Annotated in this window: 21 protein-coding genes; 9 read left to right on the top strand and 12 right to left on the bottom strand. The window is 69.9% G+C overall.

The genetic code is table 11. The features are described from left to right. Positions 1 to 56 precede the first annotated feature (56 nt). Positions 57 to 533, bottom strand: coding sequence for an NfeD family protein (locus AC2AXK_RS05260; protein WP_484344310.1), 477 nt, complete (start codon positions 531 to 533; stop codon positions 57 to 59). Positions 534 to 616: 83 nt separating this feature from the next. Next, positions 617 to 1,441, bottom strand: a complete 825-nt coding sequence (locus AC2AXK_RS05255) for an ABC transporter ATP-binding protein (protein ID WP_484344309.1) — start codon at positions 1,439 to 1,441, stop codon at positions 617 to 619. Positions 1,442 to 1,504: 63 nt separating this feature from the next. On the opposite strand from AC2AXK_RS05255, the gene AC2AXK_RS05250 reads away from it, so the two are divergent. Further along, a complete protein-coding gene (locus AC2AXK_RS05250) occupies positions 1,505 to 2,341 on the top strand; it encodes a hypothetical protein (RefSeq protein ID WP_484344308.1) in 837 nt (278 codons plus the stop codon). Positions 2,342 to 2,350: 9 nt separating this feature from the next. Here AC2AXK_RS05250 and glgA read toward each other — a convergent pair whose 3' ends face one another. Continuing rightward, entirely contained in the window at positions 2,351 to 3,571 is a 1,221-nt protein-coding gene (gene glgA / locus AC2AXK_RS05245) for a glycogen synthase (RefSeq protein ID WP_484344307.1), read from the bottom strand. 57 nt (positions 3,572 to 3,628) lie between these two features. Between glgA and AC2AXK_RS05240 the strand changes: the two genes are divergently transcribed. Both AC2AXK_RS05240 and serB read left to right on the top strand, forming a co-directional pair. Then, the gene (locus tag AC2AXK_RS05240; RefSeq protein ID WP_484344306.1) at positions 3,629 to 4,867 is read left to right on the top strand and encodes a glucose-1-phosphate adenylyltransferase; all 1,239 of its coding nucleotides are present in this window, start codon (positions 3,629 to 3,631) and stop codon (positions 4,865 to 4,867) included. Positions 4,868 to 5,006: 139 nt separating this feature from the next. Then, the gene (gene serB / locus AC2AXK_RS05235) at positions 5,007 to 5,696 is read left to right on the top strand and encodes a phosphoserine phosphatase SerB (RefSeq protein ID WP_484344896.1); all 690 of its coding nucleotides are present in this window, start codon (positions 5,007 to 5,009) and stop codon (positions 5,694 to 5,696) included. Positions 5,697 to 5,716: 20 nt separating this feature from the next. Here serB and AC2AXK_RS05230 read toward each other — a convergent pair whose 3' ends face one another. The 3 genes from AC2AXK_RS05230 to AC2AXK_RS05220 form a co-directional block, all read right to left on the bottom strand. After that, positions 5,717 to 6,244, bottom strand: coding sequence for a SixA phosphatase family protein (locus tag AC2AXK_RS05230; protein ID WP_484344305.1), 528 nt, complete (start codon positions 6,242 to 6,244; stop codon positions 5,717 to 5,719). After that, positions 6,241 to 7,008 (bottom strand): enoyl-ACP reductase FabI, encoded by a 768-nt coding sequence (fabI, locus tag AC2AXK_RS05225; RefSeq protein WP_484344304.1) that lies wholly within the window; start codon positions 7,006 to 7,008, stop codon positions 6,241 to 6,243. Before fabI ends, AC2AXK_RS05230 begins: the two co-directional genes overlap by 4 nt. 153 nt (positions 7,009 to 7,161) lie before the next feature. Then, the gene (locus AC2AXK_RS05220) at positions 7,162 to 7,893 is read right to left on the bottom strand and encodes a beta-ketoacyl-ACP reductase (RefSeq protein ID WP_484344303.1); all 732 of its coding nucleotides are present in this window, start codon (positions 7,891 to 7,893) and stop codon (positions 7,162 to 7,164) included. A gap of 252 nt (positions 7,894 to 8,145) precedes the next feature. Between AC2AXK_RS05220 and AC2AXK_RS05215 the strand changes: the two genes are divergently transcribed. From AC2AXK_RS05215 to AC2AXK_RS05205, 3 genes are read left to right on the top strand one after another with little or no spacing between them, the layout of a single operon-like run. Continuing rightward, positions 8,146 to 8,544, top strand: coding sequence for a DUF3099 domain-containing protein (locus tag AC2AXK_RS05215; protein WP_484344302.1), 399 nt, complete (start codon positions 8,146 to 8,148; stop codon positions 8,542 to 8,544). Beyond that, positions 8,537 to 8,785 (top strand): hypothetical protein, encoded by a 249-nt coding sequence (locus tag AC2AXK_RS05210; protein ID WP_484344301.1) that lies wholly within the window; start codon positions 8,537 to 8,539, stop codon positions 8,783 to 8,785. Before AC2AXK_RS05215 ends, AC2AXK_RS05210 begins: the two co-directional genes overlap by 8 nt. A gap of 41 nt (positions 8,786 to 8,826) precedes the next feature. Beyond that, positions 8,827 to 9,675, top strand: coding sequence for an SURF1 family cytochrome oxidase biogenesis protein (locus AC2AXK_RS05205; protein WP_484344300.1), 849 nt, complete (start codon positions 8,827 to 8,829; stop codon positions 9,673 to 9,675). 55 nt (positions 9,676 to 9,730) lie between these two features. On the opposite strand, the gene AC2AXK_RS05200 is transcribed toward AC2AXK_RS05205, so the two are convergent. Further along, positions 9,731 to 11,329: an ABC-F family ATP-binding cassette domain-containing protein gene (locus tag AC2AXK_RS05200; protein WP_484344299.1), complete on the bottom strand. Its 1,599-nt coding sequence runs from the start codon at positions 11,327 to 11,329 to the stop codon at positions 9,731 to 9,733. A gap of 162 nt (positions 11,330 to 11,491) precedes the next feature. Here AC2AXK_RS05200 and AC2AXK_RS05195 point away from each other — a divergent pair, with 162 nt between their 5' ends. The 3 genes from AC2AXK_RS05195 to AC2AXK_RS05185 all read left to right on the top strand — a co-directional run bounded on the left by AC2AXK_RS05195 (position 11,492) and on the right by AC2AXK_RS05185 (position 13,654). Further along, on the top strand, positions 11,492 to 12,199 hold the full coding sequence (locus tag AC2AXK_RS05195; RefSeq protein WP_484344298.1) for a biotin transporter BioY: 708 nt from the start codon (positions 11,492 to 11,494) through the stop codon (positions 12,197 to 12,199). Between the two features lie 16 nt (positions 12,200 to 12,215). Further along, entirely contained in the window at positions 12,216 to 12,959 is a 744-nt protein-coding gene (locus AC2AXK_RS05190; protein WP_484344297.1) for an energy-coupling factor ABC transporter ATP-binding protein, read from the top strand. Between the two features lie 71 nt (positions 12,960 to 13,030). Next, positions 13,031 to 13,654 carry a CbiQ family ECF transporter T component gene (locus AC2AXK_RS05185; RefSeq protein WP_484344296.1) on the top strand — a complete coding sequence of 208 codons (624 nt, stop codon included), beginning with the start codon at positions 13,031 to 13,033 and terminating at the stop codon, positions 13,652 to 13,654. Between the two features lie 53 nt (positions 13,655 to 13,707). Here AC2AXK_RS05185 and AC2AXK_RS05180 read toward each other — a convergent pair whose 3' ends face one another. The 5 genes from AC2AXK_RS05180 to AC2AXK_RS05160 all read right to left on the bottom strand — a co-directional run bounded on the left by AC2AXK_RS05180 (position 13,708) and on the right by AC2AXK_RS05160 (position 18,946). Further along, positions 13,708 to 14,376 (bottom strand): ABC transporter ATP-binding protein, encoded by a 669-nt coding sequence (locus tag AC2AXK_RS05180; RefSeq protein ID WP_484344295.1) that lies wholly within the window; start codon positions 14,374 to 14,376, stop codon positions 13,708 to 13,710. Continuing rightward, positions 14,370 to 15,341 carry an ATP-binding cassette domain-containing protein gene (locus AC2AXK_RS05175; protein WP_484344294.1) on the bottom strand — a complete coding sequence of 324 codons (972 nt, stop codon included), beginning with the start codon at positions 15,339 to 15,341 and terminating at the stop codon, positions 14,370 to 14,372. Before AC2AXK_RS05175 ends, AC2AXK_RS05180 begins: the two co-directional genes overlap by 7 nt. 92 nt (positions 15,342 to 15,433) lie before the next feature. Beyond that, a complete protein-coding gene (locus tag AC2AXK_RS05170) occupies positions 15,434 to 16,267 on the bottom strand; it encodes an ABC transporter permease (RefSeq protein ID WP_484344293.1) in 834 nt (277 codons plus the stop codon). A 31-nt stretch (positions 16,268 to 16,298) separates the two neighbouring features. Then, entirely contained in the window at positions 16,299 to 17,273 is a 975-nt protein-coding gene (locus tag AC2AXK_RS05165) for an ABC transporter permease (protein WP_484344292.1), read from the bottom strand. Further along, the gene (locus AC2AXK_RS05160) at positions 17,270 to 18,946 is read right to left on the bottom strand and encodes an ABC transporter substrate-binding protein (protein WP_484344291.1); all 1,677 of its coding nucleotides are present in this window, start codon (positions 18,944 to 18,946) and stop codon (positions 17,270 to 17,272) included. Before AC2AXK_RS05160 ends, AC2AXK_RS05165 begins: the two co-directional genes overlap by 4 nt. Positions 18,947 to 18,958: the final 12 nt, after the last annotated feature.

The raw sequence follows: 18,958 nt of genomic DNA, 5'->3' as shown, positions 1-18,958 counted from the left end.
CTTCCAGTGGGCGCTCCCTGCAGGGAGCACATCGAGTGGTCTGTGGCGGGCTCTCGTCAGGAGACGCCGCGGGGCGGGAAACGCAGGTCCGTGCCACCAGGAGCAGCGGGCTCGGCCTCGACGACGGCCGTGGCCCCGTCGATCCGCACGACGCGCACGTCCGTGCCGACCGCGTACACGGCGGGCGTCGCGGCACGCGCGCTCCACACCTCGCCCTCGAGCTTGACGCGGCCCGCGTCGTCCGTGACCGCCGCGACGACGACGGCCGGTTTGCCCGTGAGCGCCGCGACGTTCGTCTCGGTGAGCGGCACCCGCTTGCGCAGGTGGTCGAGGAGGTACGGACGCAGCGCGAGGAGGAGCACGGTCGACGTCACGCCGAACACGATGATCTGGACGACGAGCCCTCCGCCGAGCAGGCTCGTCACGGCCGCGGCAACGGCGCCGCCCGCGAACATGATGAGGATGAGGTCGAGCGAGATCATCTCGACGACGACGAGCACGAGCGCGATGGCGACCCACCAGTACCAGTCCATGACGACCCCTCTCGACAGCTCCGTTGCGTCTTTACCCGAACTTTACCGGACAGGGCGGCTTCCTGACAGGACGAGCGGGGGTGTCAGTGCGCCTGACCGCGCGTTCGACCCGGCTCGGACCCGACAGAGGCAGCGCGTGCCGACCAGCGGCCGTCGGCGTGCGTCACCTCGAGCGCGAGGCCGAAGGCGGCCGAGAGGTTCTCGTCCGTGAGGACGTCGGCGACCGGACCGGCGCTGTGGACCGAGCCGTCCCGCATGAGCATGACGTGCGTGAAGCCCGGCGGGATCTCCTCGACGTGGTGCGTGACGAGGACGAGGACGGGCGACTGGGGGTGCGCGGCGAGCTCTGCGAGTGCTCCGACGAGCTCCTCGCGGCCCCCGAGGTCGAGGCCGGCGGCGGGCTCGTCGAGCAGCAGCAGCTCGGGGTCCGTCATGAGCGACCGGGCGATCTGGACGCGCTTGCGCTCACCCTCGCTGAGCGTCCCGAACCGGCGGTCGGCGAGGTGCTCGACCCCGAACGCGGCGAGGAGGTCCATGGCGCGCGTCTGGTCGAGGTCCTCATAGGCCTCGCGCCAGCGGCCCGTCACGGCGTACGCGGCCGTGAGGACGACGTCGAGGACGCGCTCGGAGGCGGGGATGCGGTCGGCGAGCGCCGCGCTCGCGAGCCCGATCCGCGGCCGGAGCTCGAAGACGTCGACGCGTCCGAGCTGGGACTCGAGGATCCTCGCGGTGCCGGTCGTGGGGTGCATGCGTGCAGCCGCGAGCTGGAGAAGCGTCGTCTTGCCGGCACCGTTGCGGCCGAGGACGACCCACCGTTCACCTTCCGCCACCTGCCAGGAGACGTCGTCGACGATGTTCTTCTCAGCGCGGCGGACAGAGACATTCTGCAGGTCGAGAACCCAGGTCATGGTCCCCGACCCTATCCGCATCCCCGCTGATCCGTGGACACGCCCGTCGCGTAGTTTTGTGCGGTGACGTCTCCACCTCCTGCCGCGCGACCCGGACCGGGCGCGATCCTGCCACGCGCCGCGTCCCTGGCCCTGTGGGTGCACGCCGTCCGCCCCGGCGACGCATCCCAGCACGAGGCCCTGCGGGCCGTGGTGCAGGATGATGAACCTCACACGCTCGCCGGTGAGCTCCCCACCGGGCTGCACGACCCGACCCTCGCTGCGCTGCTGCGGTCCTGGACCGGGCGGGTGGCGGCGGCCATGGCCCTCTTCCCCGGGCCCGGGGACGTCATGGGGGCGCCTGCCGCGGTGAGCTCAGCGGCGATCGAGGCTGAGGAGTGCGTCCTCGTCACACTCCGGTCAGACGACCCGCACGAACAGCAGGAGCTCGAGCACTGGGCTCTCGTCCCGGAGATCGAGACCTTCGGCAGCGCACTCGAGCCGGGTCATCTCGTCGCGTGGCAGATGACGCGCATCCCCGCGTGGGAGCATCGCGCGATCGGCACGGTCGGCGCGCTCGGTGACGCGGAGCGTGCGCTGCAGCGCGGGCTGCGCGAGGCCACGGCGGCGCTCACCGAGCTCGACATCTCGCGGTGGCGAGAGGACGCCCAGGACGCGATCATCGCGCTCCGGGACCCCGTCGACCTCCGCGCGCTCCTGCCCAGGACCCTCGAGCCGCGCCGCACGCACGTCTTCCAGTCCGCAGCGCGGCTGCGGGCGATCGTCGACCTCGCCACCGTCGACGACGGTGGCGCGATCAACATGTGGCAGGCGGACCAGCGCGCGACCGCGCTGCGCGAGATCGACCGCGTGGCGCGCCGCGCGATGGCCGCCGCCACCCTCGTCACGCAGGGACGGTGAGCAGAGGGCTCACGCCCCTGCGAGAACGGCCTCGTACACCTCGACCGTGCGGTCACCGATGGCGTCCCACGCGAAGTGCTCCTCGACACGGGTCCGGGCCGCGCGCCCCATCCCGGCAGCCCGGACCGGATCGGTGACGACCGCGGTGAGCGCCTCGGCGAGGTCCGAGACGAACTGCTCGGGGTCGAGCGGTGTGCCTGTGCCGTCCTGCACCTGCTCGAGCGGCACGAGGAGGCCGGTGACCCCGTCGTCGATGACCTCGGGGATGCCTCCGGTCGCGCTGCCCACCACGGGGAGCCCGACGGCCATCGCCTCGAGGTTGACGATGCCGAGCGGCTCGTAGACGGACGGGCACACGAACACGGTCGAGGCAGCGAGCACCGCGCACAGGTCCGGGCGCGGCAGCATCTCCTCGATCCACACGACGCCGGTGCGTCGGGTGGACAGCTCCGCCACGGCTCCGGAGACCTCGGCGGCGATCTCGGGCGTGTCGGGGGCGCCGGCACAGAGGATGAGCTGCACGTCGGCGGGCAGGCGCTCCGCCGCGCGCAGCAGGTAGGGCAGACCCTTCTGGCGGGTGATACGGCCGACGAACACGACCGCCGGACGCTCCGGGTCGATGCCCAGCGCGCGCACCACACGCTCTGCGCGCTCCGCCTCCGCACCCTCAGGTCGGCGCCACCCGGTGAGGTCGATCCCGTTGTGCACGACGTGCACCTTCGCCGGGTCGACCGTCGGGTACGCCCGCAGGATGTCCTCGCGCATCCCGGCGCTCACCGCGATCACCCCGGCGGCGCCCTCGTAGGCCGTGCGCTCCGCCCAGCTCGACAGCGCGTAGCCGCCACCGAGCTGCTCCGCCTTCCACGGGCGCAACGGCTCGAGCGAGTGCGCGGACAGCACGTGCGGGATGCCGTGGAGCAGACCCGCGAGGTGCCCCGCGAGGTTCGCGTACCAGGTGTGCGAGTGCACGAGGTCGGCGCCCGCGACGTCCCCCGCCATCGCCAGGTCCACCCCGAACGTCGCCAGTGCCGGGTTCGCCCCCGTCAGCTCCGCGAGCGGTGCGTACCCCGTCACGCCCGCGGGCGTCGACGGATCGGTGCGCGGTCCGTCGAAGCACCGGACGCGCACGTCGAGGCGGCTGCGCAGCACGGCGGAGAGCTCGGCGACGTGCACGCCCGCGCCTCCGTAGACGTGGGGCGGGTACTCACGGGTCAGCAGATCTACTCTCACGTGCGACACGGTAGCGCTTCTGATGCACCGCGGCGTCCGCACCCATAAGGTCGGGGCATGGCAGCCCCCAAAGTTCTCGCGATCGTCCTGGCAGGCGGCGAAGGAAACCGGCTCAAGCCGCTCACAGCGCACCGGGCGAAGCCCGCCGTGCCGTTCGGCGGAATCTATCGACTGGTCGACTTCGCCCTGTCCAACCTGGTCAACTCGCACTACCTGCACATCGTCGTGCTCACCCAGTACAAGTCGCACAGCCTCGACCGCCACATCTCCAAGACGTGGCGGATGTCGGCTCTCCTCGGTAACTACGTCGCCCCGGTCCCGGCCCAGCAACGGGTCGGCAAGCACTGGTACCTCGGCAGCGCCGACGCGATCTTCCAGTGCCTGAACATCATCGAGGACGAGCGGCCCGACATCGTCGTCGTCGTCGGCGCGGACCACGTCTACCGCATGGACTTCTCCCAGATGGTCGACGCGCACATCGCGTCCGGCGCGGAGATGACCGTCGCAGGGATCCGTCAGCCGATCGCCCTCGCGACGGAGTTCGGTGTCATCGACACCGACCCGCAGGACCAGACGAAGATCCGGGCCTTCCTCGAGAAGCCGGCCAACCCGACCGGCCTGCCCGACTCCCCCGGCGAGATCCTCGCCTCGATGGGCAACTACGTCGTCAACGCGGACGCGCTCGTCGAGGCCGTCACCAAGGACGCGGAGAACCTCTCCTCGAAGCACGACATGGGCGGGGACATCGTCCCGTACTTCGTCGACCGGGGGACGGCAGGCGTCTACGACTTCATCCACAACGACGTCCCCGGCTCCACCGACCGGGACCGCGACTACTGGCGCGACGTCGGGACCGTGGACTCCTACTACGAGGCCAACAAGGACCTCATCGCAGTGACGCCGGTGTTCAACCTCTACAACTCGCAGTGGCCCCTGCACACCGGCTACGTCGGCCTCCCGCCCGCAAAGTTCGTGCACGCCGGCGCCGGTCGGCTCGGTCACGCCGCCGACTCGATCGTGTCCCCCGGTGTGCTCATCTCCGGGGCGACCGTCGTCGGGTCGGTCCTCTCCCCCGACGTCCACCTCCACTCCTGGGCCGCGGTGTCCGACAGCGTGCTGCTCGACAACGTCGCCGTGCACCGGCACGCCCAGGTGCACCGCGCCATCATCGACAAGAACGTCGTCATCAAGGAACGTGCGCGCGTGGGGCTCAACGCCGAGGAGGACCGCGCACGCGGCTTCACGGTGACGCCCTCGGGCATCACCGTCGTCCCCAAGGGCACCATCGTCGAGTAGCAGGACACAGCGTCGAACAGCAGGACCCGACGACCCGCCGCGGGTCGTCGGGGCACGTCCGGCCCGTGGGCACCCGGCAGGGAGCCCACGGGCCACGTCCTACTCTGGGCCGGTGAAGACGTCGAGCACACCCCCGTCCATCCCGGCGCCCACCCCGACGCACGAGTCCGACGCCGTGGGACCGCGCCGGCTCGTGGTCATGGACGTCGACTCGACCCTCATCTCGCAGGAGGTCATCGAGCTCATCGCGGAGCACGCCGGCACCCGGGACGCGGTCGCCGCTGTGACCGAGCGTGCGATGCGCGGCGAGCTCGACTTTGCCGCGTCCCTGCGCGAGCGCGTCGCGACGCTCGCGGGCGTCCCGGAGCGCGTCCTCGCCGACGTGCTCTCCCGGACGAGCTTCACGCCCGGGGCGCGCGAGCTCGTCGCGGAGTGCCAGCGGCGCGGGTGGATCGTCGCCCTCGTCTCCGGCGGCTTCACCGAGGTCGTCGCTCCGCTCGCGGCGACCCTGGGGATCACCCTGTTCCGCGCCAACCGGCTCGAGGTCGTCGACGGCATGCTCACCGGGCGCACCACCGGGCAGGTCGTCGACCGCGCCTACAAGGCCCAGAGCCTGCGGGAGTTCGCTGCCGACGCCGGCATCCCCGTGGAGCACACGGTGGCTATCGGTGACGGTGCGAACGACCTCGACATGATCGCCGCGGCGGGCATCGGCATCGCGTTCGCCGCGAAGCCGCTCGTGCGTGAGCAGGCTCCGTACGCGATCGACGGACCTCGCCTCGACGCCGCGCTGGACGTCATCGACGAGGTCTCCCGGCGAACTGCCTGACCCGTGCCGAGGTCGTGCGGTCAGACGTCCGCGTGCACCAACGCCGCGAGCAGGCCAGCACTCCGAGCGATCCCGCTCCAACCACCGCTGACCTCGACGACGAGGTAGGCAGCCGTCGGCAGCCCGACCTGCGCCTGGGCGAGGGCCGCTCCGTCGGACCCCGGCCCCGCGAGATACTCCCCCACGGCCGACATGACCGGCTCGTGCCCGACGACAAGCAGTGTCCGGACGTCGTCCGGCACCTCGCGGACGTGCGCCAGGACACGCGCGACGTCGGCCTCGTACAGCTCGGGCGCGATCGTCACGTGCTGCTCGGCGCCGCCGAGTCCGCCACGCACGAGGTCCCACGTCTGACGGGTGCGCACGGCGTCGGAGCACAGCACCCCGTCCGGGAGGAGCTCCCGACGGAGCAGACCCTGACCGACGCGGGTCGCCTGCCGACGTCCCGCGAGCGCGAGCGGACGCTGGGCGTCATGACCGGCGCCGGCCGGTTCTGCCGTCGCGTGACGGAGCAGGACCAGCCGGCGCATGGGGTCGGGCGAGCTCACAGGCCCATCGCGTGGACTCCGCCGTCCACGTGGACGATCTCCCCCGTGGTCGCAGGGAACCAGTCGGAGAGCAGAGCAGCCACGGCGCGTGCCGTGGGTTCGGGGTTCGTCTGGTCCCAGCCGAGCGGGGCGCGCTCGGGCCAGCCGCCCTCCATCTTCTCGAAGCCCGGGATCGACTTCGCGGCGGTCGTGCGCAACGGACCGGCGGAGACGAGGTTCACGCGGATGCCCTCGGGGCCCAGGTCGCGGGCGAGATACCGCGACGTGGACTCGAACGCCGCCTTGGCGACGCCCATCCAGTCGTAGACGGGCCAGGCGTACCGCGCGTCGAAGGTGAGGCCGACGATGGAGCCGCCGGAGCTCAGCAGCGGCCTCGTGGCCACGGCGAGCGACTTGAGCGAGTAGGCCGACACCTCGAGCGCCGTCGCGACGTCAGGCCACTCGCCCGAGAGGAAGTTGCCGCCCATGACGGACTGCGGGGCGAACCCGATGGAGTGCACGACACCGTCGAGGTGGTCCACGTGCTCGCGGACGACGCCCTCGAGCGCTGCGAGGTGCTCGGCGGAGGTCACGTCGAGCTCGACGACCGGCGCGGCCTCCGGCAGCCGCTTAGCGATGGCCTGCGTGAGGCGGAACTGACGCCCGAACGACGTGAGCACGACCTCGGCCCCCTCCTGCTGTGCGAGGCGGGCGACGTGGAATGCGATCGAGTGGTCGGTGAGGACCCCCGTCACGAGCAACTTCTTGCCTTCAAGCAGGCCCATCAGATTCCTTCCGGTAAGGGTAAAGACGTGGTGCACGTGTCAGCTCGCTGCGCGAGGAACAAGCCGTGCGCATCGTCCGAATATACGTGGGCGGGCGTGCAGCGCTGACGCCCCTCCCGGGACGCGGGCCACGCCCGTGCGAAGGTGGTGCGGTCAGTGACCCATGCCGAGGCCGCCGTCGACCGGGATGACCGCGCCGTTGATGTACCCGGCGTCGGGGGACGCGAGGAACTCCACAGCGCCCGCCACCTCGGCGGGCAGCGCGAAGCGACCAGCCGGGATCATCGCCTTGTACGCGTCCTGCCGCTCCTGCGGGAGCTGGGCCGTCATGTCCGTGTCGATGAACCCGGGTGCGACGACGTTCGCCGTGATGTTGCGGGCGCCGAGCTCCCGGGCGACGGAGCGTGCCATCCCGATGAGGGCGGCCTTGGAGGCGGCGTAGTTGACCTGACCCGCGCCGCCGTACAGTCCGACCACGGACGACACGAGGATGATGCGGCCGCGGCGCAGCCGGATCATGCCCTTCGACGCCCGGCGCACGCAACGGAACGTGCCCGTGAGGTTGACGTCGACGACGCTCTCGAACTCCTCGTCGGTCATCCGCATGAGGAGCTGGTCCTTGGTGATCCCCGCGTTGGCGACGAGCACCTCGACGGGTCCGAGCTCGGCCTCGATGGCCGTGAAGGCAGCGTCGACGGCCGCAGTGTCGGTGATGTCGGCGACCGCGCCGAAGACACCCTCGGGCAGCTCGCCGCTGCGGTAGATGGTGGCGACGCGGTCCCCCGCAGCGACAAAACGCTCGGCGATGGCGCGGCCGATGCCTCGGTTCGCGCCGGTCACGAGGACGACACGGGCCGTCCTGGTGGTGTCCTCAGCGGCAGTCACAGGTTTCCTCCATACACAGGCAGCAAGTGGGGTGCGCGCGGGGAGCTCCTCCGTCGCCGCATAAAAACGGTAGCCGACGGCGGTGCCGAACGCTCAGGGGTCGACCCACGACTGCGCGGACCCAGGTCGTGGGAAACCTCCAAAGCGACGCACCCCGGGGAGGGCTGGTGGTCCCGTGGACGTGCTGGGAGTCACAGCATCGGTCCCCCTGCTCCCAGAGCCTGCCCAGACACCCGGCGTAAACTCGGCAGCGTGAAGATTCGTGGCGCCGGGCATTCCGGGCCCCGCACTGGCGGGGGCGCGACGGTCGAGGTGCACAGCATCACGTCCGCCACGGAGTCGCTCGCCGACGACCAGTCCCGTCGGGCGAAGCGCTACCTCATCCAGATGGCCATCCGCATGGCGTGCTTCGCGGGAGCCGTCTTCGTCGACGGACCGCTCATGTGGGTCCTGCTCGCGGGAGCGGTCCTCCTGCCCTACTTCGCGGTCATCGACGCCAACTCGGGCCGTCCGCGGCGCTCCGTCGCACCCGCACCCATGGAGTACCGTCAGCTGCCGTCCCATGCCACGGCTCCGCCCGACGGCGCGACGCCCGGCACGACGACGCACGACACCAGCCCGCACGACGACAGGACGGACCGCAGTGGTTGACCTCCTGGGTCTGGCAGACCCTGTCTCCGACGACGACCTCGTGTGCAGCTCGAAGGGATGCCGCTCCGACGCCTCGTGGGGTCTGCTGTGGAACAACCCGAAGCTGCACACCCCCGAGCGCCGCAAGGTGTGGCTGGCGTGCGGCGACCACCGCGAGCACCTCGAGACCTTCCTCGGAGCTCGTGGGTTCCTGCGCAGCACCGTGCCCGTCACCGACCTCGAGCGGTTCCCGACGCCTTGACCTCGCCCGCCCCCGCTCCCGCCCGCACACCGTTGCAATGGGTGACCCTCTGGTCCGTCGTCGCGCTCGTCATGACGGTGTGCGTGCTCGCTGGCTGGTGGCAGTGGAACCGGCACGTCGCGCGCGACGCCGCGATCGACCTCATCACCTCCAACTACGCGGCGGAGCCCGTGGACCTCGCCGAGCTGTTGCCCGACGTGGGTTCACCCGTCGACGACGACGACGTGTGGCGGCCGGTGCGGGTGCGCGGTACCTATGTCCCCGAGGCGACCGTGCTGCTGCGCAACCGTCCGGTCGACAGCCAGCCGGCCGTGCACGTCCTCGTCCCGTTCGTCACGGACTCGGGAACCGTGCTCGTCGTCAACCGGGGATGGTCGCAGTACCGGAGCGACACGACGGGCGCGGACATGCCGCTGCCGCCCTCCGGAGAGGTCGAGATCGTCGTGCGGCTCCGCGCGGACGAAGCCCCCTCGTCGCGGGGCGCACCGGTCGGCCAGGTCCAGGCGATCAACACCGCGCAGGTGCTCGAGGCGGGTCCGGACGGGGCGGGCTGGGCGGAAGGTGCGACGTACGGTGCGTACGGTGCGCTCGCCACGGAGGAGCCGGCGCCGTCTGACGCTCCGCGGCCGCTGCCCGAGCCCGACACCGACCCGCGCTCCCACCTGTCCTACGCCTTCCAGTGGTGGGTCTTCGCGGCAGGTGCCGGCATCGGGGCGGTCGTGCTCGTGCGCCGGGAGAAGCACGAGCAGGTCCTCGCCGACCTGGACGGGGCCCCGCACCCGTTCGCCGACCCCTCGCACGCCGGGCGCGGCAGCGGTCCCGGACGTGGGCGCGGACGGTCGGCGGAGGACGACGAGGACGACCTCATCGCCTCGCACCGCGCGCGCTGACCGTGCTCGTGCCGCACAGCTGACGCGGCTCGCACCAGCTGTGCGGGAGCCGGGGTCAGGCGAGCTCGATGAGCTCCGCGTAGCCGTCGTTCCACAGGTCCTCGTCGCCGTCGGGCAGGAGCAGCACCCGCTCGGGGGCGAGCGCCTCCACCGCGCCGTGGTCGTGGGTGACCATGACGACGGCGCCTTCGTAGCTCTTCAGCGCTCCGAGGATCTCGGCGCGGGATGCCGGGTCGAGGTTGTTCGTCGGCTCGTCCAGGAGCAGCACGTTCGCCGAGGACACGACGAGGGCAGCGAGCGCGAGACGCGTCTTCTCACCGCCGGAGAGCACCTTCGTGGGCTTGTTCGCGTCGTCACCGGAGAACAGGAAGGACCCCAGGGTCGAGCGCACCTCGCCGTCGGTGAGGTCCGGGGCGCTGTGACGCAGGTTCTCCACGACCGTGAGGTTCATGTCGAGGGTCTCGTGCTCCTGGGCGTAGTACCCGAGCTTGAGCCCGTGCCCCGGGTGCACCTCGCCGGAGTTCGGCTCCTCGACGCCCGCCAGGATGCGCAGCAGCGTCGTCTTCCCAGCACCGTTGAGGCCGAGGATCACGACGCGGCTGCCGCGGTCGATCGCGAGGTCGACCCCGGTGAACACCTCCTGGGAGCCGTAGACCTTGCTCAGGCCCGAGGCTGTCAGGGGCGTGCGCCCGCAGGGGGCGGGAGTCGGGAACCGCAGCTTGGCCACCTTGTCGCTCGCGCGCTCGCCCTCGAGGGAGCTGAGCATGCGCTCGGCGCGGCGGATCATGTTCTGGGCTGCGACGGCCTTGGTGGCCTTGGCACGCATCTTCTCGGCCTGCACGAGCAGCACCGACGCCTTCTTCTCGGCGTTGGTCCGCTCGCGGCGGCGGCGGCGCTCGTCCGTCTCCCGCTGCAGGAGGTAGGCGTCCCAGCCGAGGTTGTACTGGTCGAGCTCTCCACGGTTCGCGTCCAGGTGGAACACCTTGTTGACGGTGGCTCGCATGAGCTCGTTGTCGTGGCTGATGACGACGAAGCCGCCGGCGTAGCTCTTGAGGTACTCGCGCAACCAGACGATGGAGTCGGCGTCGAGGTGGTTCGTGGGCTCGTCGAGCAGCAGCGTGCCGACGCCCGAGAACAGGATGCGGGCGAGCTCGACCCGGCGTCGCTGACCGCCGGAGAGCGTCCCGATCTGCTGGGAGAGCACGCGCTCGTCGAGGCCGAGGTTGGAGGCGATGCGCTCGGCCTCGCTCTCCGCGGCGTACCCACCGGCAGCGGTGAAGCGCTCCTCGAGCGCCGGGTACCGCTCCATCGCCGCGAGCTGGGTCTCCTCGTCGGCGCTCGCCATCGCGCCCTCGGTCTCACGCATCTGCCGCACGAGCTTGTCGAGGTTGCGGGCCGAGAGGACCCGGTCCATGGCGATCATCTCCATGTCGCCGGTCCGCGGGTCCTGGGGAAGGTAGCCGATGTCACCCGTGCGGGTGATCTGGCCCTTGGTGGGGAGTGTCTCCCCCGCCAGGGTCTTCGTCAGGGTCGTCTTGCCGGCGCCGTTGCGCCCGACGAGACCGATCCGGTCGCCCGGAGCGATGCGAAAAGAAGCCTCTTCGAGGAGCACCCGGGCGCCGAAGCGTAGTTCGACGGCGTGAGCAGTGATCACTGAGGTTTCCTCCGTAGGATGCCCACAAGTGTTGGGGGCGGGCACAAACGCCATCGATTCTATCGGTCGATAGCCTTCACCAGGCACCAGCTGCACCGATCACACGTGTGATCCGCGCACGTCCCGCACGAGCGGAGGGCCCCGAGTCCCATGGGAGACGCGATGAAGGACACGGCACGCGCACAGACGACGACCCCCCACAGCCCGGCGACGAGCAGCCCGACGCCAGATGATCCATACCCCGCGGCTCAGCACGACGACGCGCAGGAACCGGTGCGCCGGGAGATCGTCCGTTCCTCCCCCGCGACGAACATCGCCCTCATCGCGACCTTCGCGGCGCTCATCGCCGTGTGCGCGATCCTCCCCGCGATCAACGTCGGCGGGTCGATGGTGCCGATCACGCTCCAGACGTTCGCCATCATGCTCACCGGCGCGGTCCTCGGCTGGCGGCGGGCTGCCCTCGCGGTGCTGCTCTACATCGCCGTCGCGGTGGCCGGCGTCCCGATCTTCTCCCAGGGACGCTCCGGGCCTGGCGTGTTCCTCACCCCGTCCGCCGGGTACATCGCCGCGTTCCCCCTCGCTGCGATGATCGCGGGCGCCCTCGTGGCCCGGATCCCGGCGAGCGCGAGCCGCGCAGCGCAGACCGGCCTGACGTTCGCGTCCTGCGTCGCCGCGAGCATGCTGACCATCCACCCCCTCGGCATCCTCGGGTGGATGTGGCACGCGAACCAGTCCTTCGCCGAGGCCGTCGTCTCCGATGCGGTCTTCATCCCCGGTGACCTCGTCAAGAGCGCCGTGGCGGCCATCGTGGCGACCGCTGTCCTGCGGGCGTTCCCCGACCTCCGCCCGCGTCGCACCCGTCGCCCGTGACGGCCGTGACGTCCTCGTGATCGAGTTCGACGACGCCAGCGTCGTCGTCCGTGGCACCGGCGGCGGCCGCGCCACTCGTAAGCGTGCCCCTGACGAGATCACGATCCTCGAGCGGACGACGCTCACGCTCCACGAGCGCCGCATCGTCGTCATAGGTGCGAACGGGTCCGGCAAGTCGACGCTCGCCCGGCTCATCAACGGCCTCGCGGTCCCGACGACCGGCTACGTCCGGGTCCACGGGCTCGACTCCCACGACGACGGTGCTCGCGTGCGGCGGATGGTCGGCTTCGTGTTCAGCGATGCGGATGCGCAGCTCGTCATGCCCACGCCCGTCGAGGACATCGGCCTCTCCCTGCGCCGTCTCGGGTTCTCAGGACGGGAGCGGGACGCCCGGGCACGGGCGATCCTCGAACGGTTCTCCCTCGCCCATCTCGCCGACGTGAGCATCCATGCCCTCTCCGGTGGGCAGAAGCAGCTCCTGGCCCTCGCAGGGGTGCTTGCGACGGAACCTCGCATCCTTGTGTGCGACGAGCCGACGACGCTCCTCGACCTGCGGTGGCGTACCCATGTCGACGAGCTGCTCGCATCCGTGGACCAGCAGGTCATCCAGGTCACCCACGACCTCGACGCAGCCGCGCGCGCCGAGCGCGTGCTCGTCGTCGACCGCGGAGCCGTCGTGTTCGACGGCGCTCCCGCTCCCGCCGTCTCCCACTACCGGCAGCTCATGTCCCAGCGGTGGAGCGCCGCAGACGACCGATGAGGCGCCGGCGCCGCTCCGAACGGCCCCCCTGGGCGGGGCCGCTGGGCATCTACACCCCCGGGACCTCGTGGTTGCACACCCTCGCACCCGGACCGAAGTTCCTTGGCCTGCTCGTCGTGTCGGTCGCGCTGTCCCTCGCGCGCGACCCCGCCGTCGTCGGCGGCGCACTCGTCGCAGCCCTGAGCCTCATCGCCGTCGCCCGCCTGCCGCTCGGGCGCACCCTCCGTTCGCTGCTCCCCATCCTCGTCGTCGCGGGCCTCCTCGGGCTGTACCAGTGGTGGTCGAGGGACTGGCACCAGGGCGCCGTCACGGCAGGGACGCTCGTCACGCTCGTCGTGCTCGCGACCGTCGTCACGGCGACGACACGCACCGACCGGATGATCGACGTGCTCGTCCGGGCTGCGCGCCCGCTGCGCAGAGTGGGGCTCGACCCGCAAGCACTCGCCCTAGCCATCGCCCTCATGCTCCGCTCCATCCCCGCTCTCATCTCCATCACCGCAGAGGTGCGCGACGCCGCCCGGGCGCGCGGTCTCGAGCGCAACCTCCGCGCACTGCTCGTGCCGTTCGCGCTCCGCGCCGTCGCGCGCGCCCACACCACGGGTGATGCGTTGTCCGCCCGCGGCATCCTCGAGGGGTCCGACGACGAGGACAGCGCGGACCGGCACCAGACCGGACACGCTGTGGACCACCGCTAGGTGAGCGGCACCGACCGTGAGAGGCAGCAATCGTCAGGCTGGTCCGCTCCGCTCTATCGCACCAGCCGCCCATTGCGACCCAGACGCTCCAGCCTGTCCGAGGACACGTCGAGCAGGCGTTCATCGTGGCTGATCATGAGAACCCCGGTTCCATCAGTTTCCACGATCTCCTTGATCAACCGCACGATCCGCGCTGTCGATGGTGCATCGAGCATCGCCGTCATCTCGTCGCACACGAGATACCGTGGCCGCAGGACGAGCGCCCGCGCGAGGCATGCACGTTGCAGCTGCCCGTCACTCACTTCGTGTGGAAGCCTGTCCATGAGAGACGCCGTGAGGCCAACCATGGGGAGGAGCTCCGTCAGCCTCTCTTCCTGATCCGCCCGAGGTGTGCGTGCGGAACGCAGCGGTTCGAGGATCACTTCACGAAGCATCAGTCGCGGATCGACCGAGTGGCGCGGAGACTGGAAGACGACTCCGACTGCGGTTCGCCGAGGCCGTGCGACCCCGTACCGCTGGCTGGTCACGCGCTCACCGTCGAGCAGCACCTCTCCCTCCCAGGGTCTGAGGAGGAAACACAAGACTCGCGCCAGCGTCGACTTGCCGCTGCCGCTCTCCCCTGCCAGTCCGACGATTTCTCCACGGGCGAGGTCCAGTTCAATCCGGTCGAGCACCGGGTGCCCGTGGACGTACCCCGCGACGAGTCCACGAACGCTCAGCACGCGCCATTCCCTGATTCTGTCGCCTGGCGTGCATCACCGAGCACACCCTGACCGCACGCGACCCTGCGAGCGCCAATCTGCCGGGCGGTCGAACCATCACAGATTCCGCGCACTCGCTCATGAAAGAGACAGCCCGACTCCTCCGACGTCACCTGTGCCGGGTCCCCGGGCATCGGGACAAGACCGTTCTCCGGGAGCGCACCGAGAAGCGCCGAGGTGTAGTCGTGCCAGGGATTGTTCAGCACCTCGAGCGCCGGGCCGACCTCGACAAGCCGTCCCGCATACATGACAGCCAGCTCATCTGCTACCCGCCCCGCCGCCCTGAGGTCGTGCGTCACGAGAAGGACAGTCCGACCCTCGTCCGCCAGTGAACGGAGCCCATCGACGGCCAGATCTGCGAGCGCATGATCGAGCCCCGTTGTGAGCTCGTCGGCCACGATAACGTCGGGGTTGCCAACGAGTGCCATGGCGATCGCGACGCGCTGAGCCACCCCTCCCGAGAGTTCATGTGGGTACCGCCGCAGGTCGCCGGCATCCAGCTGCACCCGATCGGCGATCTCCCGGACGCGTCCGGCGACGTCCCCCACGTCGGGTTCGAGCGTCCTGACAGTCTCAGCCAGTTGGCTCAAGGCTGTCCGTACAGGTGTGAGGTGGGTTGCGACCGACTGGGGGACGTAGGCGATCCGGCGACCGCGGACACGCGTCGCGAACGTGCGATCCGAGATGGCGAGGAGATCGACGCTCGGGGCCCCACCGCGTGCCGCGAGGATCGCCCGGCCGCGAATGTTCGCATTCGGCGGGAGGAGTCCGAGCAGCGCGGAGACGAGGGTGGACTTTCCTGAGCCGCTCTCCCCCACCAGCACGGTGACCTGGCCAGCTCGGAGCGTCAGAGAGACGTCTGTCACGGCATGGATGCGCTGTCGGCGGCGCCGACCGGTCGTGAGCCGGACACCGAGGTCGCTCACGGTGAGCGCCGCGTCCGGTGCGACGCGTGCACAGTCCCCGAATGCCGCGTGAGGAACGACGGCTTGAGCGCGTGTCTCGATCACCGGCGCGGTCACGCGGCACTCCGCTGGTCGGCGCCCGCGGACACCGGACGCACGTGGTGTGCGAGGGTCGTGACGGCGAAGGTGGTGACCAGCAATGCCGCTGCTGGGAAAGCCAAGGTCCACCATGCGCCAAGAAGGATCGATGTGCGAGCGTCCTCAAGGAGGGTGCCCAGGCTCGCCTGGTGCGGGGCGAGCCCGAGACCGAGGAAGCTCAAGGTCGACTCGTGCCATACGGCGTGCGGGACCATGAGCGCGCTGCACAAGATCGCCTGCGGTAGGACGGCGGGCAGCACATGGCGCCGCGTGACGTACCAGCGAGACGACCCACCGCAAATTGCCGCATCGATGAACTCACGCGATCGCAGCGAGAGCGCTTCAGCGCGGACGACACGAGCGACTTGGGTCCAATGCGTCAGAGCAATCGACAGCATGATGACCCAGACGTTCCCCGGATAGAGGGCGACAATTACGACTCCCGTAAGAAGGTGCGGCACCGCGTTCACAGTGTCGATGCACCGCATGACTACGGCGTCTACGAGCCCGCCGGCCACAGCGCTCAGCGCGCCGACGACTGCGCCGAGCGTCGCGGCAAGAAGGGCGCTGGCGCCAGCGACGAGCAGCGAGACTCGCAGCCCTTCGGCAACCCGGACGAAGAGACTACGGCCCGCGGAATCGGTGCCGAACCACGCGGTGGCCGAGGGAGTGGTGCGCGCTGCAGAGAAGTCCGCCTCCCGTGGATCGACGTGCAGCACTGCGGGTACCACGACGGCGTAGAGGACGACGACCGCGAGAACCGTGCACGGAATCCACACCCCGGTCCGTCTGGCGGGATGCGCGAGCATGCGCGGGCTCGATGCCACCCGCCAAGGTGCGTCAAGCATTGATACTGACCCGGGGATCGAGCACGGCATAGACGACGTCAGCGACCAGGGAACCGAGCAGGACGGCCGCCGTCGCGAGCAAGGACAGCGCCGCGAGGAGCGGGAAGTCGACACGCTGGGCCGCTGTCACGACTGCTTGAGCGAGACCCGGCCATGAGAAAATCTCCTCAACCACGATGGCACCACCGACCAGTTCGGCAATCCTTGAGCCGACGACCGTCGCGAACGGCAAGAGCGCGGTGGGCAGAGCGTGCCGAAGGAGAACGGTGCCCTCAGTGAGTCCGCGGGAGCGTGCGCCGCGCACATAGTCCTCCGCCAAGGAAGCCGCAAGTGACTCTCTGAGGTGGAGCACGAGCCAAGGCATCATCGACACGGCGAGGACGCCTGCGGGGAGAACGAGGTGTCGGGCGACCTGCACAAGGCCGACGACTTCTCCTGCATCGGTGAGGCCTCCGACGGGCAGGAGCCGCAGGCCGACGCTCAGCGTGACGACCGAGATCATCGCGAGCAGGAAAGGAGGGATGCCCTGGACCGCAGTGGCACTCCACGTGATCGCCCGATCACTGAGACCTCCGGGCCTGCACGCTGCCCAGGTTCCAAGAACGAGCGAGGTCGGTACCGCGATCAGCATGGCCGTCCCCATCAGCAGGAACGTGGCGGGGAGTCGGTCGGCGAGGACTGTGACGACCGGTTGTCCGAACGAGCGGGAGATGCCAAGGTCCCCGCTGACGAGCTGGGCAAGCCACTGGAGGTACTGGACCAGCCAGGGTTCGTCGAGGCCGAGTTCCTCGACCGTGGCTTCCTGTGCAGCCGTGCTCGCTGTGAAGTACTGGTCACCGAAATACCCGACCAGGGGATCAAACGGCGAGGCTGCGGCGAGCGCGAACACGGCCAGGGAGACCGCGAGCATGACGGGTACCGCCGCAGCGAGGCGCCGCAGGGCGATCCGCGCAACCGTCAACCTCATGCGTCCCGCGTCCACCGTGCCACGCTCCACCACGGCCCCCAGCTGACGCCGTGGGAATGAGGTTCGAGAACGGTCTCGAACCCGTGCCACCCGTTGTCACGCATCACGTACACGTGGTCGAGGAACACGAGGGTGACTTGGGCTGGATCCGCGATGTACTCGAGCTGCACCGCTCGATACGCCTCGGCGCGCTTGATGGGGTCAGTGGACGTCCTGCCGAACTCGAGCGCGGCGTCAACGGATGCGTTCTTGTACTCGCCCGGGTTGTCGAACGCGCCGCCAACGCCGTCCGCGTTGAAGGAGGACGATAGGACAGGAAAGAGGTGCGTGTCAGGGTCGAACGGGTAGTCGCCACCGCCGACGACCCCGGCATCAGTCGACAACCGCGGCTGGAACGCGGATCGATCGACAGCCTCCGGAGTGACCTCGATGCCGAGCACGAGCGCGTCGCTGGTGAACGCAGTGGCGAGGTCCCGGCGCAGGGTGTCTTCGGGGAAGTACATCAGCGTGAGTTCCGCCCGCTGCCCGTCCTTCTCGCGAATCCCGTCCGCCCCCGGTACCCAGTCACCTTGGTCAAGGAGCGCCCGGGCGCGGTCGGGGTCGTACTCGAAGCGGGCGTCTGGAACATACAGGTCCCCGAAGGCCGGGGGGACGGGGGTCGATGCAGCGGTGCCGTACCCGCCGAGGACGTGCTCGACGACGGAGTCGCGATTGACACCCAGGTTCAGCGCCATCCGGATAGCAGGGTCGCGCGTGACAGGATTCCCTGTGGGCAACGTGACGGAGCGGAAGTCTGCGCTCCTGGAACTCACCACCTGGATGTCGTCGTCGTGCTCGAATGTGCGAGCCACCAACGGTGGAAGCGTCGTTCCATCGAAATCGCCGGCTGCCATCCGCTGGGCCCGTGTGTTGTCGTCGAGGACGGTCACGAGCGTCAGTTGTCTGACTTCGGGCGCTCCATCCCAGTAGTTGGGATTCGCGATGAGCACGGCCTGGTCGCCGCGGAGTGCGTCAAGCGAGTACGGCCCCGTGCCGATCGGCTCGGTGTTCAGTGCCCACCGTTCGACGGGGGTCCCGAGCTCGACCGCCTCGCTCGGTGCGATACCGAGCAACAGCTTGCTGGCGAAGGGCACATAGCTTGCGTCGAGGTGAAACTCGACAGTGTGTTGGTCGACCTGCTCGACGTAGTCGAGCATCGACAGGTTGGACGCCAACGGGGACGCGACAGCGGGGTCGATGACTGCCTGATAGGTCGCCACGACATCCTCGGCTCCGAATGCGCTGCCGTCGTGAAAGGTCGTCCCCTCGCGCAGGCGCACCGTCCACACTGTCGCGTCCGAGTTGGCCTGCGGAGCGCTGGCGGCCAGAGCGGGTTCCAGCGTCGGGATGCCGTCGTCGGTCGTGGCTCCAAGCCGGACGAGCCCATCGTAGAACCGTGAGGCCCCGTTGGCGCCGTGTCCAGCAACCGGGTTGAGCGCCTCCGTCTCGTACCCGTCTGCAAGGACGAGTGCGTCGGACCGGTCGTCGACCGCGCCGGTACGTGTCACGTCCGCGCAACCCGCCGTAGCTGCGAGCACAGCGGCGATGAGAAGCGCACAGGCCCTGAGCCCTGAGGGGCGCCTCAACGTCCTGCGTCCACTGCAACACATGGCACGCTCCGTGAGTGAACTCATGGTGTCCTCCGT

Source organism: Sanguibacter sp. Z6_81 (assembly GCF_057180625.1).
This window is presented reverse-complemented; position numbering and strand designations above follow the sequence as displayed.

Bases quoted from the DNA above. Each gene is read 5' to 3' on its own strand.
- AC2AXK_RS05165 (WP_484344292.1), bottom strand. From the start codon at position 17,273: ATGAGGTTGACGGTTGCGCGGATCGCCCTGCGGCGCCTCGCTGCGGCG.
- AC2AXK_RS05260 (WP_484344310.1), bottom strand. From the start codon at position 533: ATGGACTGGTACTGGTGGGTCGCCATCGCGCTCGTGCTCGTCGTCGTC.
- AC2AXK_RS05195 (WP_484344298.1), top strand. From the start codon at position 11,492: ATGAAGGACACGGCACGCGCACAGACGACGACCCCCCACAGCCCGGCG.
- AC2AXK_RS05240 (WP_484344306.1), top strand. From the start codon at position 3,629: ATGGCAGCCCCCAAAGTTCTCGCGATCGTCCTGGCAGGCGGCGAAGGA.
- fabI (WP_484344304.1), bottom strand. From the start codon at position 7,008: ATGGGCCTGCTTGAAGGCAAGAAGTTGCTCGTGACGGGGGTCCTCACC.
- AC2AXK_RS05160 (WP_484344291.1), bottom strand. From the start codon at position 18,946: ATGAGTTCACTCACGGAGCGTGCCATGTGTTGCAGTGGACGCAGGACG.
- AC2AXK_RS05255 (WP_484344309.1), bottom strand. From the start codon at position 1,441: ATGACCTGGGTTCTCGACCTGCAGAATGTCTCTGTCCGCCGCGCTGAG.
- AC2AXK_RS05170 (WP_484344293.1), bottom strand. From the start codon at position 16,267: ATGCTCGCGCATCCCGCCAGACGGACCGGGGTGTGGATTCCGTGCACG.